This window comes from Blautia hansenii DSM 20583 (genome assembly GCF_002222595.2).
Lineage (GTDB): Bacteria > Bacillota > Clostridia > Lachnospirales > Lachnospiraceae > Blautia > Blautia hansenii.
The window spans coordinates 618155-636531 of record NZ_CP022413.2; the positions used below are offsets into that span (position 1 = coordinate 618155).

At 40.7% G+C, this 18377-nt stretch carries 14 protein-coding genes; 12 read left to right on the plus strand and 2 right to left on the minus strand.

Annotated elements, in window-relative coordinates; translation table 11 throughout:
- Window positions 1-50 precede the first annotated feature (50 nt).
- The 12 genes from CGC63_RS02995 (at window position 51) to CGC63_RS03050 (ending at window position 16491) form a co-directional block, all read left to right on the plus strand.
- Window positions 51-1568, plus strand: coding sequence for a sulfatase-like hydrolase/transferase (locus tag CGC63_RS02995; protein WP_004220926.1), 1518 nt, complete (start codon window positions 51-53; stop codon window positions 1566-1568).
- Window positions 1565-2149, plus strand: coding sequence for an AAA family ATPase (locus CGC63_RS03000; protein WP_004220925.1), 585 nt, complete (start codon window positions 1565-1567; stop codon window positions 2147-2149). Before CGC63_RS02995 ends, CGC63_RS03000 begins: the two co-directional genes overlap by 4 nt.
- 185 nt (window positions 2150-2334) lie before the next feature.
- Window positions 2335-4116 (plus strand): sensor histidine kinase, encoded by a 1782-nt coding sequence (locus CGC63_RS03005; protein ID WP_040351019.1) that lies wholly within the window; start codon window positions 2335-2337, stop codon window positions 4114-4116.
- 26 nt (window positions 4117-4142) lie between these two features.
- Window positions 4143-5792 carry a response regulator transcription factor gene (locus CGC63_RS03010; RefSeq protein WP_004220922.1) on the plus strand — a complete coding sequence of 550 codons (1650 nt, stop codon included), beginning with the start codon at window positions 4143-4145 and terminating at the stop codon, window positions 5790-5792.
- Window positions 5793-6172: 380 nt separating this feature from the next.
- Window positions 6173-7024, plus strand: coding sequence for a M15 family metallopeptidase (locus CGC63_RS15795; protein ID WP_117468296.1), 852 nt, complete (start codon window positions 6173-6175; stop codon window positions 7022-7024).
- A 103-nt stretch (window positions 7025-7127) separates the two neighbouring features.
- A complete protein-coding gene (locus CGC63_RS03020; RefSeq protein ID WP_004220918.1) occupies window positions 7128-8465 on the plus strand; it encodes an ATP-binding protein in 1338 nt (445 codons plus the stop codon).
- A gap of 188 nt (window positions 8466-8653) precedes the next feature.
- On the plus strand, window positions 8654-10417 hold the full coding sequence (locus tag CGC63_RS03025) for an ABC transporter ATP-binding protein (RefSeq protein ID WP_004220915.1): 1764 nt from the start codon (window positions 8654-8656) through the stop codon (window positions 10415-10417).
- Window positions 10414-12288 carry an ABC transporter ATP-binding protein gene (locus tag CGC63_RS03030; protein ID WP_004220914.1) on the plus strand — a complete coding sequence of 625 codons (1875 nt, stop codon included), beginning with the start codon at window positions 10414-10416 and terminating at the stop codon, window positions 12286-12288. The genes CGC63_RS03025 and CGC63_RS03030 overlap by 4 nt, the downstream gene beginning before the upstream one ends.
- 98 nt (window positions 12289-12386) lie before the next feature.
- Window positions 12387-13736 carry a TrkH family potassium uptake protein gene (locus tag CGC63_RS03035; protein ID WP_172620978.1) on the plus strand — a complete coding sequence of 450 codons (1350 nt, stop codon included), beginning with the start codon at window positions 12387-12389 and terminating at the stop codon, window positions 13734-13736.
- Between the two features lie 14 nt (window positions 13737-13750).
- Window positions 13751-15298, plus strand: coding sequence for an ATP-binding protein (locus CGC63_RS03040; protein WP_004220912.1), 1548 nt, complete (start codon window positions 13751-13753; stop codon window positions 15296-15298).
- Window positions 15291-15986: a response regulator gene (locus tag CGC63_RS03045; RefSeq protein ID WP_004220910.1), complete on the plus strand. Its 696-nt coding sequence runs from the start codon at window positions 15291-15293 to the stop codon at window positions 15984-15986. The genes CGC63_RS03040 and CGC63_RS03045 overlap by 8 nt, the downstream gene beginning before the upstream one ends.
- A 181-nt stretch (window positions 15987-16167) precedes the next feature.
- Window positions 16168-16491, plus strand: coding sequence for a putative DNA binding domain-containing protein (locus CGC63_RS03050; protein ID WP_154965444.1), 324 nt, complete (start codon window positions 16168-16170; stop codon window positions 16489-16491).
- 135 nt (window positions 16492-16626) lie between these two features.
- Here CGC63_RS03050 and CGC63_RS03055 read toward each other — a convergent pair whose 3' ends face one another.
- Window positions 16627-16956 (minus strand): hypothetical protein, encoded by a 330-nt coding sequence (locus CGC63_RS03055; RefSeq protein ID WP_154965445.1) that lies wholly within the window; start codon window positions 16954-16956, stop codon window positions 16627-16629.
- A 99-nt stretch (window positions 16957-17055) separates the two neighbouring features.
- Window positions 17056-18282, minus strand: coding sequence for a peptidase T (pepT, locus tag CGC63_RS03060; RefSeq protein ID WP_004220904.1), 1227 nt, complete (start codon window positions 18280-18282; stop codon window positions 17056-17058).
- Between the last annotated feature and the right edge of the window lie 95 nt (window positions 18283-18377).

The following is an 18377-nucleotide window of genomic DNA, read 5'->3' on the forward strand; positions in this document are numbered from 1 at the left end:
AGGCAATGGCCTCTGTTTGCATAAAATAAATACTTATCAGGAGGAAGATTATGAAGAAAAGACAGGTTATTTTTATTATGACAGATACCCAGCGCACAGACATGCTGGGCTGTTATGGCAATTCCGCAATGGTTACACCGAATTTAGACAGGTTGGCGGCAGAGGGAATACGATACGATAAAGCCTATACCACACAGCCTGTATGTCAGCCTGCAAGGTCTGCGATTTTTACAGGAAGCTACCCTCATTCCTGTGCCGGATGGTCGAACTGTATGGGACTTTCCGATAATGTACAAAGCATTGGACAGCGCTTAAGCGATGCAGGAATTCACACTGCTTATGTTGGAAAATGGCATCTGGACGGCGGAGATTATTTCGGATTGGGCAGATGTCCAAAGGGCTGGGACGAAGATTACTGGTATGACATGAAATGCTTCTTGGATGAACTGACACCGGAGGAAAGATACCGTATTCGCCAGATAGAAAGCATTGAAAAATACAACATTACCGAAGATATGACTTACGGACACCGCTGTGCAGACAGAGCAGTGGATTTCATTGAAAAACACAAAGACGAAGATTATTTTCTGGTTATGTCCTTAGACGAGCCTCACGGCCCACATATTTGTCCAAAAAAATATGTGGATTTGTATAAAGACTATGAGATACCGGTAAAAGAAAATATGAAGGATACGCTGGAGGATAAGCCGGAGCACCACAGAATTTGGGCGGGAGACGAATATCTAAAGGCATGCCGTGAAGACTTTAAACTCAGTCCAAAAGAATTTTTAGGCTGTAATACCTTTGCAGATTATGAAATCGGCAGGGTTTTGGATGCGGCGGCGCAATATGAAGATGAGCCGATTATTATTTATACTTCTGACCACGGAGATATGATGTACGGACATTCTCTTACAGGAAAAGGACCTGCTTTATATGAAGAAATTACACATATTCCGCTGATGATTAAAGGCTTTGGAAAAGGTGTGGATAAAAATCCTGTTTCTCACATCAACTTAGCGCCTACGATTTTTGATATGTTTGGCGTGCCAATTCCAAAGATGTTTGAAGGCAGAAGTATCTTTGAGGAAGTGAAAAATCCGGAAGTACGCTGCAATGACTATGTCTTTATGGAATTTGGTCGTTATGAGGTAGACCATGACGGATTTGGCGGTTATCAGCCTCTTCGAGGTGCTTTTGACGGACGTTATAAGATGGTAATTAACCTTATGACCAGTGATGAGCTGTATGATTTGCAGGAAGATCCGCAGGAGATGAAAAACCTGATTAACGAGCCGGGCTATGATGAAATCAGAAAAAGACTGCATGAGGCAATTCTGGACAACATGTATGAAACAAGAGATCCTTTCCGAGGCTATTATTGGGAAGACCGTCCATGGAACCGTATTACAGAATACAAAACATGGGACAGCAGACTGATGACACGTCAAAGAGAAAATGAAGAATATGAGCCAAGACAGTTAGATTACGGCACAGGGCTTCCGATGACTTCCGCTGTGAGAAAAAAAGGACAGTCAGATGCCAAGTTTGCAGGAAAAAAAGAATGATTTTATCCTTACAAGGCTGCATGGGCGTGGGAAAAACCACTGCCCTGCAATATATAGAAAAGAATGTCCCTGATGTACATATCAGTTGGGAAGAAAACAGACATGTGATAGAAGAAGTAAAACGGCGGGGCTTACAGAAAACAAAATATGAAGATTATCTGGAAATTCAAAAGCTGTGGCTGGAAAATGAGGTAAAAAGGTACGAGAAGGCGCAGCTGTGGGAATGTACCATGATGGATTTCGGAGCAGAGGAAATTGAGTTTTATACCTTGAATTATCCCAAAACCATAGGGGCAGACTGGGATGTGGAACATCTTTTGAAAAAAGAGCTGGATGCAGTGAGGGCGTGTATGCCGCAGCGAATTTTATTTTTAGATGCTTCAGAAGAAACTTTAAGAAAACGGAAAGAAACAGACACTACCCGTTCACGGGAATTTTTTGAATATTATATCCAGAAGCTTTTACCTTTGAAAAAAGAGTGGTTTCTAAACAGAGCGGATGTGGATATTTTGAACACAGATGGGAAAAGTATCCAAGAGGTGGGAGAAAAGGTAAGAGAGTGGCTGGAAAAGGTACGGTAAGGAACAGAATATCTATACATTTTTTTCGGATAAATCTGCTAAAAGTGTATAGATATTCATGCTGTATCGAAGAGTTCCGAATATAAATTCAGTGTTTCAAGTGTTTGCATGGAGGATTGAATTTACATCCGGAATTGTATAAAAATGGGGAATATGGTAAGATTTTAATAAGTGGGGGGACGGATATGAGGAAAATCAAGAAATGGATACATTCGCTTAGGGGAAGAATTATCATTTATAACCTGATTATGGTAATTACAGTAGCTTTGCTGGGAAGTATTGTAACGTATAAGACAGCGCTGGACCGTTCCAAAAAAGTAATCAAGCAGTCCATGAGCCAGCGGATAGAAGGAGTTTCCGATAAGTTTCAGGTAGCTTACGAGGAAATGATGAACATTGTGTTAAACTGTACCGGCAGAAAATCTATGAATTTAGGAAGTCTGGATTTTACACAGCAGCCTTCCCAGAGAAAACAGGCGTTGATGAATAATGAACTGATGAGTGATTACTGTGCGATTTCAGGATATGGCAGTTATATTTCCAAGCTGATGATGGCAGACAAGGAAGGTCATTTTATTCAAACAGGCAGTGACGTAGGAAGTACGGATGATTTTGAAAAGCTTATGGAAACCGGCTGGTTTGAGCAGGAATTGGCGAAGGAAACAGGAGATTATAAGGTCAGCGTGGTAAAAAATCCTTTTTTCGGAGGAAAAGGGGAGAAAATGATACCCATTATCCGTCCTTTGGATAATACAGGACTTATGCGGAAAGAAGGCTGGGTTTTCTTAGGAATATCCGCAAAATTATTTGAAGACGAGCTGGCACGGTCTGACAGCGGAAACACTATGATAGCAGTTACCGGCACAGGAGATTTGATTGCCGAAGTAAAAACAGAGGAATTAAAGGAGAAGGAGCTTTCTCAAATTACAGAGATGCTTTTAAAGAAAACGGAAAATACAGGTGTAATCGAAGAAAAAACAAGCAGCGGACAGTGGTTTATTTCTTATGCCAAAAGTCCGGAAACAGGAATTTTAACCTATGAAATGATGCCTGTAAAGGAAGCTTTAAATGAAAGAGTGATTATTATCCGTCTGGCAGGGGTGCTGTTCTTTGTCTGTCTTTTACTGGGAATGCTGTTATCGGTGCTTTCCTCAAAGCGAATAAGAAAGCCCATTGATTTGCTTACGGCTCAGGTCAAGAAAATCGGAGGAGGAGATTTCAGCAGAAATCCGCAGCTTGAGACTGATGACGAAATCGGAGAAATCGGAAAAGGCATTAATCACATGAGCGGCAAGATTGAGCAGCTTTTGAAAAAGAATGTAGAGGACGAAAGAGAGAAGAAAAATCTGGAGATTAAAATGTTGCAGGCACAGATAAATCCTCATTTTCTGTATAATACCTTAGACTCCATTCGCTGGATTGCAGTTATTCAGAAGAATGCCAGCATTGTAAAAATGGTTACGGCTCTTTCAAGCCTTTTGAAAAATATGGCAAAGGGCTTTAATGAAAAGGTTACGCTAAGAGAAGAATTGAACTTTTTGCAGGACTATATTATTATAGAAAAAATGCGTTACATGGAAATGTTTGATGTGGAAATCCATGTGGAAGAGGAAAGCTTATATAACGCAAGGATTGTTAAGCTGACGCTTCAGCCTTTGGTGGAAAATGCCATTTTTTCAGGTATAGAGCCCATGGGAGAAAACGGAATAATTTCCATTCATGTAAAAGCTTTGGAAAACACACTCTGTATTTCGGTAAGAGACAATGGAGTGGGAATACCGGAAGAAAAAATAGAGAAGATATTAAAGGGGAAAGAAAAGAGCAAAAACGATACCATGAGCGGCATCGGACTTCCGAATGTAGACCAGAGAATTAAGCTGGTGTACGGGGAAGAATACGGACTTTCCATAGAAAGCAAGGTAGGCGAATACACGGAAATTCAGGTTCGTATACCGATAGAATACTAACTTAGACATAAGGCGGGGGAAAAGAAATGTATCAGGTTTTACTTGTAGATGATGAGCCGTTAATTTTAACAGGAATTCAATCTATGATAAATTGGGAAGATTATGACTGTGTGATTACAGATAAGGCAAGCAACGGAAAACAGGCATTGGAAAAAATGGAGAAAAGCATGCCCGACATTGTCATTACAGATATTAAAATGCCGGTGATGACAGGAATTGAGTTTATGCAGGAATGTCGTGACAGAGGATATGATACAGTTTTCATACTTTTGACCAATTTAGAGGAGTTTTCTCTGGCAAAAAGCGCTCTTGCTCTTGGTGCAGCAGATTATCTGGTAAAAATGGAAATGACACAGGAGATGATGGGAAACAGCTTAAAGCGAGCAACAGAGATGTGTAATCAAAAACGCATTTTAACAGATAAAATTCCCCACAGAGAGTTTCATCCAAAGGATGTAAAACAGACTGCCACAGGATTTTTCAGAGACATCTTGGAAAAAGCAGGAAATCTTTCCGATGAATTTCGAAAAAAGTGGCAGGAGCCGGTGGAGAAAATGGAGCTGGAGCAGCTTTATGAAAACGGCGTGCTGATGTGGATACGTCCCTATAAGGACAGGGATTTGTTTGAGAATGTTTCCGAAGACGACAGAAAAGAAATGCTGGATTATGCGCAGAGTCTCATGGAGCAGTTTATGAACCGTATTCATTCCGGGTGCTGTACGCTGGTGTGGAAACGAATGGGGATTTTAGCCATTCTTCCGGGACAGAACAGGACGGAAAAGTATTATCGTGATACAGGAAAGAAAATCTGCAATATTTTAGAGGATTATTTTGGCTGCCAGACATTAGTGGCAATTAGTGCGCCTATGGAGGACATTTGGGGGGGAAGTAAAAGGGCTCTTTCCCAGATTAAGAAAATACAGGAATTTTATTATTATCACAGCAATGAGCCTGTGGTTTTGGTCAGCGATGTGGAGGCGCATTTCTGGGAAGAACGTCATGCCCGCCACGATACCTTTGATATCAGCTTTTTGAAAAAGGATTTGCGTCAGGCGCTGGTGCAGCAGGACAAAGAAAAGGTAAACAGCGTTTTTGAAGAATTGTCTGCGCTCTTTACCGAGTTTCATCCTGCAAGAGAACAGGTGGTAAATGCCTGTGCAAATCTGTATTACTTTTTTCTCTCTTATGTGGAAGAGGATGCTCTTATAAAGGAAGAAATGCCTTATCCTTCTGTGGTGATGGAAATCTTACTGGAATGTTTTACTTTAAAAGCCCATACCCGCTGGCTTTTAAAATTCGGCAGTTGGGTAGGCAATACCATGGAAAATTTCCACAGAGGCAGCAAAACCGATAAAATTGTAGAGGCGGCAAAGGAATACGTAAGAGAAAACTACGGAGAAAAGCTGACGCTGGCTGCCATTGCATCAAAAATCGGAATTAGTCAGGGGTATTTATCCAGTGTGTTTAAAAAACAGACAGGCGGAAATTTGAACGATTATATCAATCAAATGAAAATAGAAAAGGCAAAAGAGCTTTTGGAAAAGCATGAGTATATGATGTACGAGATTTCCGATATGCTGGGATTTGAAAACCCTTATTATTTCAGTAAGGTATTTAAAAAACTTACGGGAATTACCCCAAGCGAATATGAAATGCACAGGGCAGCGCAAAATTAAAAGTATATAATGGAAATCTTAAAAAAGAGAAAAATGTAAAAAAAGGGTGCTTCCTCTCCTGCGCACGTGGTATAATGTTTGCAAAAAGCGCAAACCAAGCTGATTATATCAGCTTGCCGCCATAAGGTGTCGGATTATACCGGCAAGCCACGGCTTGAAAAGTAAATACCCTTGCGGGTGCTTCCTTTTCTACGCATGTGGTATAATAAAGCCGTTACTTTAAAGACATATCAGGAATATCTATACATTTTACGCTCAGTCTGCGCTCACTTTGAGCTTATAATCTCAAAGCGTGCTCAACAAATTCGCTGGAAATGTATAGATATTCCTAAATATTACTTAATGTGACGGCTTCTATCAATAGATAAGGATGGATGAGAATGAGAAGAAGACGGTATAAAGGAGATATACGCAGAATACGGCAGAGGAACGCCAGAATTTTCTTAGTGGTCTGTCTTGTTGTTTTTGGCGCAGCCACAGTTTGGATTTCCATAGATGAGAAAAAAGCAGAGAAAAAGGCAGAGCAGGCATATAAAGAGCAGATAGAGCAGGAAGAACAGGCGAAAAAGGAAGAAAATACAAAGCCGCAGGTAAATATTGAACCCACAGGTCCTGTTCTGGCAGATGAAACAGAAAAGCAGCAGTGGTATTTGAGACTGGTAAACAGTGATTATCCCATGACAGAGGCAGATGTGCCGGAGGTTGCCACAGAGACCGTAGATACCAACGGCTATCAGGTAGATGCCAGAATTATGGAAGATTTAGAGGCAATGTTTGAAGATGCCAGAGTAGCGGGGAGAACTCCTATGATTTGTTCTGCTTTTCGGGCGTGGGATTTACAGGTGTCACTTTATGAGAACAAAATTGAAAGAGTAATGCAGGAGGAAGGTCTAAGCTACGAGGATGCGGCAGTAAAGGCGGCAACCGTAGTGGCAAAGCCGGGAACCAGCGAGCATCAGGTGGGACTTGCCCTTGACATTGTATCCTCCGAGTATCAGGAGCTGGACGAAGCGCAGATGGAAACCGAAGACCAGAAATGGCTGATGGAAAATTCTTGGAAATACGGTTTTATTTTACGTTATCCTATGGATAAAAGTGAGATTACCGGTGTTATTTTCGAGCCGTGGCATTACCGCTATGTAGGGAAAAAGGCTGCAAAGGAGATTACAGAGCAAAATATCACATTAGAGGAATACGTTGGTGCAGGAGCAGTGGAAACACCGGTATTTTAAAATTTATTTATAGCATAAAAGTAATGCAACGATAATGCTAATATGTATTGCTATATTATAGCATTACACGAGATATTGCAAAAGGAAATACCTAAGGAGGTGTATGTTGGTGTCGGAGAGCCAAAATGTTGAATGGAAAGAATCTTGGCGGGACGAATATCTTAAATGGATTTGCGGCTTTGCAAACGCACAGGGTGGAAAAATTTACATTGGCACAAATGATGATGGTACAGTAATTGGCGTGCAAGATAGCAAAAAGTTGATGGAGGATATACCAAATAAAGTCAGGGATGTTCTTGGTATTATTGTAGACGTTAATTTGTTGAGTAAAGATGGAAAAGACTACATTGAAATTTGCGTGAATTCGAATAGTTACCCCGTCAACTACAAGGGCGAATATCATTACCGGAGCGGCAGCACTAAACAGCAGTTAAAGGGGCAGGCGTTAAATCAGTTTCTATTGCAGAAAACGGGAATTACATGGGACAGTGTGCCGATTCAGGGAGTAACTATACAAGATTTAAGAAATGACAGTTTCGATATTTTCCGAGAGCAAGCAGTATGCAGCAAACGAATGGACAAGAAAGATATTGATGCCACGAATGAACAGCTACTGGATAGTTTGAATTTGCTTGAAAATAATCATTTGAAAAGAGCGGCTATTTTGCTATTTCATCATAATCCGGAAAAGTGGATACCGGGAGCATACATCAAGATTGGTTATTTTGAATCGGATTCTGAACTGCGTTATCAGGATGAAATTCACGGTTCATTAATTTCGCAGGCAGATAAAGTGGTTGATCTCATTTTTACGAAATATTTAAAGGCAGATATTTCGTATCAAGGCGTAACAAGAGTAGAAACCTACCCTTTTCCGAAAGAAGCAATTAGGGAAGCTGTTTTTAATGCTATCGCACACAAATTTTATGGCGCATTAATTCCAATTCAAATCAGTGTGTATGCAGATCGGATTTATATTGCGAATGATTGCATTTTCCCAGAAGATTGGACAATCAATGATTTAATGGGAAAACATCGTTCAAGACCTTATAATCCTTTGATTGCCAATACATTTTTTAGAGCTGGTTTTATCGAAGCATGGGGACGTGGAATCGAAAAAATCAAAGATAGCTGCAAAGAAGCCGGAAATCCTATGCCAGAATATACGATTAAGCGTGAGGACATTATGGTTATGTTCAAGAGCTTGGTTAGTAGCACTGACCAAGCTACTGACCGAGCTACTAACCAAGCTAACGATAATTCTGTAGTTACACGCATCTTGAAAGTAATTCAAGAGGAACCGTCGTTATCTCAGAAAAAAATTGCAGCCGTCATTGGAGAAAAGTATAGTACAGTTAAGTATTATATGGAATCCATGAAAAAAACTGGAATTATAAAAAGAGAAGGTTCAAGCCAAAAAGGAAAATGGATTATTCTATAACCATATTTCACACAATTCAATAATTACATTACTCTGCTGATACAGGGGCTATCTATTTCCCGATAGCCCCTTTTTAGATTACTTATTTTTCTGCAATTACAAGCTTGACATTAAAATTTGATTTCCTTATAATAGTTCTACTGCAATAGTTAGGGAACTAACAATTAAATAAGAAGGGAGAGGAGAATATGATTAAAACCTTGGCAGCACAAATAAAAGAGTTTAAAAAGGACTCTGTGTTGACACCAATCTTTATGATTTTAGAGGTTTTATTTGAAACCATGATACCGTTTTTAATGGCATCCATTATTGACAAGGGTGTGGAAACGGGAGACATCGGGCATATCTGCAAGGTGGGAGCTGCAATGGCAGTGCTGGCGCTTTGCGGACTTTGGGCAGGTATGATGGGAGCAAAGTATGCTTCAAGAGCGTCTGCTGGTTTTGCCAGAAATTTAAGAAAGGCGATGTATGACAACATTCAGACCTTTTCATTTTCCAACATTGACAAATTCAGTACCGCAGGTCTGATTACACGTCTGACAACAGATGTTACCAACCTGCAAATGGCATACCAGATGCTTCTTCGTATGTTTACAAGAGCTCCGGCAAGCTTAATCTGTGCTATGGTGATGGCGTTTACCATCAACGCAGAGCTGGCAAGCATTTATCTTGTGGCGGTTATCGGACTGGGTATTTGTCTTGTGCTGATTATGAGCCGTGCAACAAAGTATTTCCAGCAGGTTTTCAAGAAATATGATGAATTAAATGCCAGTGTACAGGAAAATATTTCTGGTATTCGTGTTGTGAAGGCTTATGTCCGTGAAGATTATGAGAACAACAAGTTCTTTAAAGCAGCAGAAAACGTATATAAGATGTTTATCAAGGCAGAAAATATCATTGTTGCCAATATGCCTCTTATGATGTTTGCCGTTTATGCTTGTATCTTAGGACTGAGCTGGCTGGGAGCGAATATGATTGTAGTGGGTGACCTTACCACAGGAGAGCTGATGAGTCTTTTGACTTATTGTATGAATATTATGATGAGTCTGATGATGCTTTCCATGATTTTTGTTATGGTTACCATGAGTTTTGCTTCTGCAGAGCGTATTACAGAGGTTTTAAATGAGAAAGCCGATATCTGTAATCCTGAAAAACCTGTAAAAGAAGTGAAAGATGGAAGTATTGTATTTAAAGACGTAAGCTTTTCTTATAAAAAGGACAGTCAGGAGTCTGTGCTCTCTGATATCAATTTGGAGATTGCTTCCGGTGAAACTATTGGAATTATCGGAGGAACAGGAAGCGCCAAGTCCAGCTTGGTAAACTTAATCAGCCGTCTTTATGATGTGACAAAGGGTGAAGTCTTAGTCGGCGGTGTGGATGTAAGAGCGTATGATTTGGAAGAGCTGCGAAATCAGGTGGCAGTGGTTCTGCAAAAGAACGTGCTGTTCAGCGGAACAATTCTGGAAAACCTCAGATGGGGAAATAAAAATGCCACAGAGGAAGAATGTAAAAGAGTTTGCGAGCTGGCATGTGCAGATGAATTTATTGAGAATATGCCTGAAAAATATCACACTTACATAGAACAGGGCGGAAGCAATGTTTCCGGCGGTCAGAAGCAGAGACTTTGCATTGCAAGGGCATTGCTGAAAAAGCCGAAGATTTTGATTTTAGATGACTCCACCAGCGCGGTAGACACTGCAACGGATGCAAAAATCAGAAAGGCTTTTGCACAGGAAATTCCAGATACTACAAAACTGATTATTGCACAGAGGATTTCCAGCATTAAAAATGCAGACCGGATTATTGTCATGGAAGAAGGCAAAATCAACGGTATGGGAACTCATGAAGAACTGATGGAAACCAATGCCATTTACCGTGACGTTTACCAGTCACAAAATCAGGGCGGCGGTGACTTTGATGAAAATGTAAAACAGGGAGGTGAAAAGGAGTGAAAAAGGACGGAAAAAAGAAAGGCGACTTAGGAAAGCTGTTAAAACGAGTTTTTCAGTATGTGGGAAAGAATTATAAATACCATTTGATTTTTGTTCTTATTGGGATTTTTGTCAGTGTTCTTGCCAATGTACAGGGAACGATGTTCATGAAGACCATGATTGATGATTATATTATTCCTCTGACACAGGCAAAAGTGCCCGACTTCGCTCCTTTTGCATGGGCGATTGCCAGAGTGGCAGGCTTTTATCTCATTGGTGTTTTATGTGCTTATATGTACAATAAAATCATGATTTATGTAACGCAGGGAACATTGAAAAATCTGCGAAACGATATGTTTGCCAAAATGGAAAGTCTTCCTGTAAAATATTTTGATACCCATCCCCACGGGGACATCATGTCTGTATATACCAATGATATTGATACGTTAAGACAGATGATAAGCCAGAGTATTCCACAGATGATTTCCAGTTTCCTTACGATTGTCAGCGTGTTCATCAGTATGTTGATTTTAAATATTCCCCTTACGGTGGTAACGGTGGTTATGCTGGGACTGATGATGCTGGTGACAAAGAAGATTGCGGGACTTTCCGGAAAACACTTTATGGCGCAGCAGGTGAATATCGGTAAGGTAAACGGTTATATTGAAGAAATGATGGAAGGTCAGAAGGTCGTAAAGGTCTTCTGTCATGAAGAAGAAGCCATAGAAGCCTTTGATAAAATCAATAACCAGCTTTTTGAAAGTGCAGATAATGCCAATAAATTTGCCAATTACTTAGGACCGGTAAATGCACAGCTTGGAAATATCAATTATGTAGTCTGTGCGGTGGTAGGCGGTGTTTTGGCGATTAACGGCATCGGAGGCTTTACTCTTGGAGGGCTTGCCAGCTTTCTGACCTTTAATAAAAGCATTGCAGGACCGGTAAACCAGATTAGCCAGCAGTTAAACAGTATTGTTATGGCTTTGGCAGGAGCAAAGAGAATTTTCGAGCTCATGGATGAAAAGCCGGAAGAAGACAACGGTTACGTGGAACTGGTTTATGCCAAGAAGGAAAACGGTGAGATTAAAGAAAGCAAGGAACGTACCGGACACTGGGCCTGGAAGCATTATCATCAGGCAGACAATACAACCACTTATGTAGAGCAGCAGGGAGATGTGGTGCTAGATGGTGTAGACTTTGGCTATACAGATGAGAAAATTGTGCTTCATGACATTAAGCTGTACGCAAAGCCGGGAGAAAAAATCGCATTTGTAGGTTCTACCGGTGCAGGAAAAACGACCATTACCAATCTTTTAAACCGCTTTTACGATATTCAGGACGGTAAAATCCGTTATGACGGAATTAATATCAACAAGATTAAGAAAGGAGATTTAAGACGTTCTCTGGGAATTGTATTGCAGGATACCAATCTTTTTACCGCTACGGTTATGGATAATATCCGCTACGGAAAGCTGGATGCCACAGAGGAAGAAATTATTCAGGCAGCCAAGCTGGCAAATGCAGACGGATTTATCCGCAGGCTGCCGGATGGATATCAGACTATGCTTACCGGAAACGGAGCAAATTTAAGTCAGGGGCAAAGACAGCTTCTTGCCATTGCAAGAGCGGCAGTTGCAGATCCTCCGGTACTTATCTTGGATGAGGCTACAAGTTCTATTGATACCAGAACAGAGAAGCTGGTTCAGGAAGGTATGGACAGGCTGATGGAAGGAAGAACCACTTTTGTCATTGCACACCGACTTTCTACGGTAAAGAACAGCGATTGTATTATGGTACTGGAAAAGGGAAGAATTATAGAACGAGGTTCTCATGACGAACTCATGGAGCAAAGAGGAAAGTATTATCAGCTTTATACCGGAAACGGAGTATAAATCTTTATATAGTCTTAATACTTCGTGCGATTTATTTATACATTCTTTATATCACAGGATATATAGTAGAAGATACTGTAATAAGCATGGAGGGCGAGATGAAGTTCAAATTTAAGAAGAAAAATTTTTCTTCCTTTCAAATTATTAGTTTAGGTTTTTTAATTGTTATTTTAACAGGCGGTTTTCTTTTAATGCTGCCCATTTCCACCAAAGGACCGGGAGGTGCGCCTTTTCTGGACGCAATGTTTACCTCTACGTCAGCAGTCTGCGTAACAGGGCTGGTACTGCATGATACGGCTACCTACTGGTCCTATTTCGGACAATTTGTTATTATACTGCTCATACAGATTGGCGGTATGGGCGTAGTAACGGTGGCTGTTTCCATAGCCATGTTTGCCGGACGAAAAATCGGTCTGATGCAGAGAAATACCATGCGTGAGGCGATTGCAGCCCATCACGTAGGGGGAATGGTGCGAATGACAGGCTTTATTCTAAAGACAACTCTTTGTATAGAGCTTATAGGAGCAGCATTGATGGCGCCTGTTTTTTGTAAGGATTTTGGATTTTTTAAGGGATTATGGTATGCGATTTTCCATTCCGTATCTGCCTTTTGTAATGCCGGATTTGATTTGCTGGGAGTGCGGGGAGAGTTTTCTTCTATTACTACCTATGCTTCCCAGCCGATTATCAATCTCACCATTATGGCATTGATTGTTATCGGCGGTATTGGTTTTCTTACATGGGAGGATATTAAGACAAATAAATTTCATGTTAAGAAATACAGAATGCAAAGTAAAGTAATTCTTACGGTTACCAGCTTTTTGATTTTGCTTCCGGCAGCTTACTTTTTCTTTGTAGAATTTTCACAGGAGCAGTGGAGTAATTTAAGCTTATACGAAAAGATTTTGGCATCCTTTTTCCAATCGGTAACACCCAGAACAGCAGGCTTTAACTCTGTGGACCTGACCTTATTTACAGAGGCGGGAATTATGATTATGATTGTTCTGATGCTTACCGGAGGTTCTCCCGGTTCAACAGCCGGAGGTATGAAAACCACTACGGTTGCGGTACTTTTTGCTTCCACCTCTTCTGTATTTCGAAGAAGAGAAAATGCGCAGGTTTTTCATCGCCGCATTTCAGAAAGCACCGTAAATGATGCAGCAACCATTCTTCTTATGTATGTGGTGCTTTTCCTTTCAGGAGGAATTATCATAAGCTGCATCGAAGATATTCCTATTTTGACCTGCCTTTTTGAAACAGCTTCCGCAATCGGAACAGTAGGTCTGACATTGGGAATTACCACAGAGGTAGGAACTGTGTCCCATTTGATTTTAATGCTTTTGATGTTCTGGGGACGTGTAGGCGGTCTGACGCTGGTGTTTGCAGCAGTTTCAGGCAAGCACATAGAAGTAGGAAGATTTCCTGAGGAAAAAATTACGGTAGGATAGAGGGGAGTGATGACTTGAGAAAATTAAAAGAAAAGTCAAAGCTTCAAAAATCCGTCAAAGATATTTTAAAAACTCTTGGTATTTTATCAGCAGCCACAGCAATCGGTGTGTTTTTCCGATGGGGAGGGCTCAACGAGGCGAATATTATTACGGTTTATATTTTGGGAGTGTTGATTACGGCAGTATCCACCTCCCAGAGAATTTTCAGCCTTGTAAGCTCCTTCATCAGTGTGTTGTTATTTAATTTCTGGTTTACAGAGCCACGTTTTACCTTTAAGGCTTATGAACCGAGTTACTTAACTACATTTCCGATTATGTTGGCTGCTGCATTTATTACAAGTTCTTTGGCAGAACGGATTAAGAAGCAGGCGGCGCAGTCCGCTAAGACAGCGTATCGTACACAGATACTTTTTGATACAAATCAGCAGCTTTCCAATGAACAGGACATAGAAGGAATTATTTCCGTCACCTGCGGACAGTTGAAGAAATTATTAAAAAGAGATATCATCTTTTATAAAGCAACAGAAAATAAGCTGGACAAGCCGGTGTTTTTCCCTTTTCAGGAAGGAAAAGCAGAGGCAGAATATAGGACGGAGGAAGAAAGAAGCGTTGCCAAATGGGCGTTTGATAACAATAAACATGCGGGGGCAGGCACAAAGACATATCCGGATGCCAAATGTCAGTATTTATCTGTGCGTGTGGGACAAAGCGTGTTCGGCGTTTTGGGAATTGTTATGGGAGAATGGCCTTTAGACAGCTTTGAAAAGAGTATTGTGCTGTCGATTTTAGGCGAATGTGCCCTTGCCATGCAGAATGAAAAAGTGACAAGAGAAAGAGCTGCTGCCGCTTTAATGGCGAAAAACGAACAGCTAAGGGCAAATTTGCTTCGTTCGATTTCTCATGATTTGCGGACTCCCCTTACTTCCATTTCGGGAAACGCAGGAATTTTGATTTCCAACGCAGACAGTATGGGAAAAGAAAAACAGCAGCAGTTATATGAGGACATTTACGAGGACTCTTTATGGCTGATTAACTTAGTGGAAAATCTTCTGTCTGTTACAAGAATTGAAGACGGCACTATGAAGCTTCAGCTAAATGCAGAGCTTTTGGAGGAAATTGTGCAGGAAGCCGTTCACCATGTGGAAAAGCGATGCAAAAAACATAAGCTTCGTGTACAACTCTCTGAAAATTTGATTTTAGTAAAGGCAGATGCACGATTGATTGTTCAGGTACTTGTTAATTTGGTGGATAATGCGGTAAAATATACACCAAAGGGATCTGAAATTCTCATTGAGACAAGGCAGGAGGGAACAAACGCCGTAGTCAGTGTATCGGATAACGGAAGTGGAATTTCAGACGAGGCAAAAGAGTATATTTTCGAGATGTTTTATACGGGCAACAGTCATGCGGCAGACAGCCGAAGAAGTTTGTGGCTTGGCTTGGCGTTATGTAAATCCATTTTACATGCTCACGGCGGTGACATCTTTGTGGAGGACTGCCAGCCTCATGGCGCCCGTTTTACATTCACATTGCCTGCAAAGGAGGTTCAATTACATGAATAAACCGTTAATTATGGTAGTAGAAGATGATGCAGCGGTACGCAATTTAATTACAACTACATTGGAAACTCATGAATATCGTTTTCAGGAAGCAGCCACGGGAGAAACTGCGATTTTAGAGGTGGCGACACATAATCCTGATGTGATTTTGCTTGATTTGGGACTGCCGGACATGGATGGGATTGAGGTTATTCAGAAAATTCGTACATGGGCGAAGACGCCTATTATTGTAATCAGTGCAAGAAGTGAGGATATTGATAAAATAGAAGCCTTAGATGCAGGGGCAGATGATTATCTTACAAAGCCGTTTTCCGTGGAGGAGCTTCTGGCAAGACTTCGTGTAACCTTCCGCAGGCTGAATGACATGAAAAGCGATATGGTGCAAAGCTCTGTCTTCCAAAACGGGGATTTGAAAATCGACTATGCGGCAGGCTGCGCTTTTATGAAGAATACAGAACTTCATCTTACGCCTATTGAGTATAAGCTTTTGTGCCTGCTTTCCCAAAATGTGGGAAAAGTGCTGACACATACTTATATAACAAAGGAAATATGGGGAAGCGCATGGGATAATGACGTGGCGTCCCTTCGGGTGTTCATGGCAACACTGAGAAAAAAGATAGAGGAAAATCCGTCAGAGCCGAAATATATCCAGACGCATGTGGGTGTGGGGTATCGGATGCTGAGAGTGTAGGGAAAATAAAATTATGTTGAAGAAAGCTCGGTAATGACCGGGCTTTTTTTGTTTGTTTTTTACTCAAGATAGTTTTTAAATAAACTAAAATGACAAAAAAATAAACCTGACAGAAAAAAGATGATGATAGTACAAAACAGTATGCTAGAGAGTCTATAAGAAGATAATAAAGGATATCAAAGTGCCGTTTAAAATGGTTGGAGGAGAATGTGTAGATGACCCACCGGTCCATAAAGCAATTCGTGAGGCTTTGGCAAATTGTTTGATTAATGCAGATTATCATGGCGTGAGAGGTGTAGTAATTAGGAAAGAAGAGGAAAAAATTATTTTTGCAAATCCTGATTATGTCCGAACAGGGAAAAAGCAGATGCGTTTAGGTGGAGAGTCTGCTCCACGAAATAAATCGCTTATGAAGATGTTTAATTTAATTAATATAGGTGAACGAGCGGGGAGTGGAGTTCCGAAAAAAGCGACGAACAAAAGAATTGCTGCGAGCATTGATTAGGGGTGGAAAACTTATAGATGACGGAGCTACAAAAGGGAAACAATATAAAAAAGCCGATTAGATAAAAGCGGAGAGGCAAAACATTTTTTGGACTACTGGGAAGTAAAAAAATAAGAGGAGATTTCTATTCTCCTCTTATTTGGACTTGAACTCTATCCATTGATTGTTAATAAAAACAACTATCATGCCATCCTCAAGAACGGCATAAGGAGTTCCGGCATTTCGATTGAAATTCTTCTCCCGGTCTTTTTGCGGAATGCCGTCTTCCGCATAGGAAGTAGTATATTTCATCAAATCTTTATCCACCTCAACGGAAACGGGATTGTCAGTTGAGTAATAATTAGTTCCATCTATCATGAGGGGTGCGGGATAATCTCCCTTTTTAGGATTTTTGCAAGCAGTCAATGAGAGAGCAAGCGCAAGGCAGAGTAGAATTACTGCTGATTTTTTTATATAAGTTCTCATTTGACTAAACTCCTGCATACTTTTCCAGCATATATTTTTGATTTACAATATCGAAGGTTTCTATATATGGAATATCTGAGTTTGCACGAAATCCTAAAATCAATCAAAAGTTTTCACAAGCTCAATCAACACCTGCACACATTTCTCCATAGACTGCACGCACACATATTCAAAATGTCCGTGGAAGTTATGTCCTCCTGTTCCAAGGTTCGGGCATGGCAGTCCCATAAAGGATAAGCGTGAGCCGTCTGTGCCTCCTCGAATTGGCTGGATTTTTGGCTCAATATCCAGTTTTTCGTATACTTTTAATACATTTTCGATTAAGAAATAATGCGGTTCAATCTGCTGTCTCATATTATAATAGGAGTCTTCCATTCTCAGGCTTACCGTACCTTCTCCGTATTTAACATTCATATAATCGGCAGCTCTCTGCATATATTCCTTTTTTTTCTTAAATAAATCAAAATCATGGTCTCGAACAATGTATTCGCTGGATGCGTGTTCCACAGAACCCTCCAAAGACTCCAGATGAATAAAGCCTTCTCTGCCTTCGGTATGCTCTGGCTTCTGTGCTTCCGGCATCATACCCTGAAATTCCATAGCCAAAAGCAGGGCATTTATCATTTTATTTTTAGCAGAACCGGGATGAATACTAAGACCTGTGAAATCTACAAAAACGCTGGCAGCATTGAAGTTTTCATATTCCAGTTCTCCACATTCGCCGCCGTCAACAGTATAGGCGAAATCAGCCCCGAATTTTTTGACATCAAAGTAATCAGCCCCTTGCCCCACTTCCTCATCAGGGGTAAAACCTACACGGATAGGTCCGTGAGGGATTTCCGGATGGTTGATGAGATATTCAGCGGCAGTCATAATTTCCGCCACGCCGGCTTTGTCATCTCCGCCCAGCAAGGTAAGACCGTCTGTTACAACTAAATCCTGTCCCACATATTGTTTCAGGGAAGGGAAATCCTCCGGTTTCATTACGATTTTTTTCTCAGCGTTTAATACAATTTCTGCTCCGTCATAATTTTTAATAACTCTTGGTTTGATATTCTTTCCGGAAGCAGCAGGCGCTGTGTCCATGTGAGCAATCAGACCTAAAATTTTTCCCTTGTAATCGGGAACAGTAGAAGGAATAGTACCGAAAACATATCCGTATTCATCCTGAGTGACATCCGTAAGCCCCAATTCTTTCATTTCTTCCATTAAGGTATGGCCGAAATCCAGCTGACTTTTGGTGCTTGGAAAGCTTTCCGCATAAGGGTCAGAAGTAGTTTCTATTACAACATAATTCAAAAAACGTTCTAATACAGTCATATTCATTCTCCTTTACATTTCATATTATATTCATGCTATCACAGGAAAAACAGGTTGTCTATATTGACTTTACTGCGTAAAATGCCTATACTACTGGTAGT

Excerpts from the sequence above, each read along its gene's own strand:
- pepT (WP_004220904.1), bottom strand. The coding sequence starts at position 18,282 with ATGAATATGACTGTATTAGAACGTTTTTTGAATTATGTTGTAATAGAA.
- CGC63_RS03045 (WP_004220910.1), top strand. The coding sequence starts at position 15,291 with ATGAATAAACCGTTAATTATGGTAGTAGAAGATGATGCAGCGGTACGC.
- CGC63_RS03055 (WP_154965445.1), bottom strand. The coding sequence starts at position 16,956 with ATGAGAACTTATATAAAAAAATCAGCAGTAATTCTACTCTGCCTTGCG.
- CGC63_RS02995 (WP_004220926.1), top strand. The coding sequence starts at position 51 with ATGAAGAAAAGACAGGTTATTTTTATTATGACAGATACCCAGCGCACA.
- CGC63_RS15795 (WP_117468296.1), top strand. The coding sequence starts at position 6,173 with ATGAGAAGAAGACGGTATAAAGGAGATATACGCAGAATACGGCAGAGG.
- CGC63_RS03005 (WP_040351019.1), top strand. The coding sequence starts at position 2,335 with ATGAGGAAAATCAAGAAATGGATACATTCGCTTAGGGGAAGAATTATC.
- CGC63_RS03035 (WP_172620978.1), top strand. The coding sequence starts at position 12,387 with ATGAAGTTCAAATTTAAGAAGAAAAATTTTTCTTCCTTTCAAATTATT.
- CGC63_RS03010 (WP_004220922.1), top strand. The coding sequence starts at position 4,143 with ATGTATCAGGTTTTACTTGTAGATGATGAGCCGTTAATTTTAACAGGA.
- CGC63_RS03025 (WP_004220915.1), top strand. The coding sequence starts at position 8,654 with ATGATTAAAACCTTGGCAGCACAAATAAAAGAGTTTAAAAAGGACTCT.
- CGC63_RS03000 (WP_004220925.1), top strand. The coding sequence starts at position 1,565 with ATGATTTTATCCTTACAAGGCTGCATGGGCGTGGGAAAAACCACTGCC.
- CGC63_RS03020 (WP_004220918.1), top strand. The coding sequence starts at position 7,128 with ATGTTGGTGTCGGAGAGCCAAAATGTTGAATGGAAAGAATCTTGGCGG.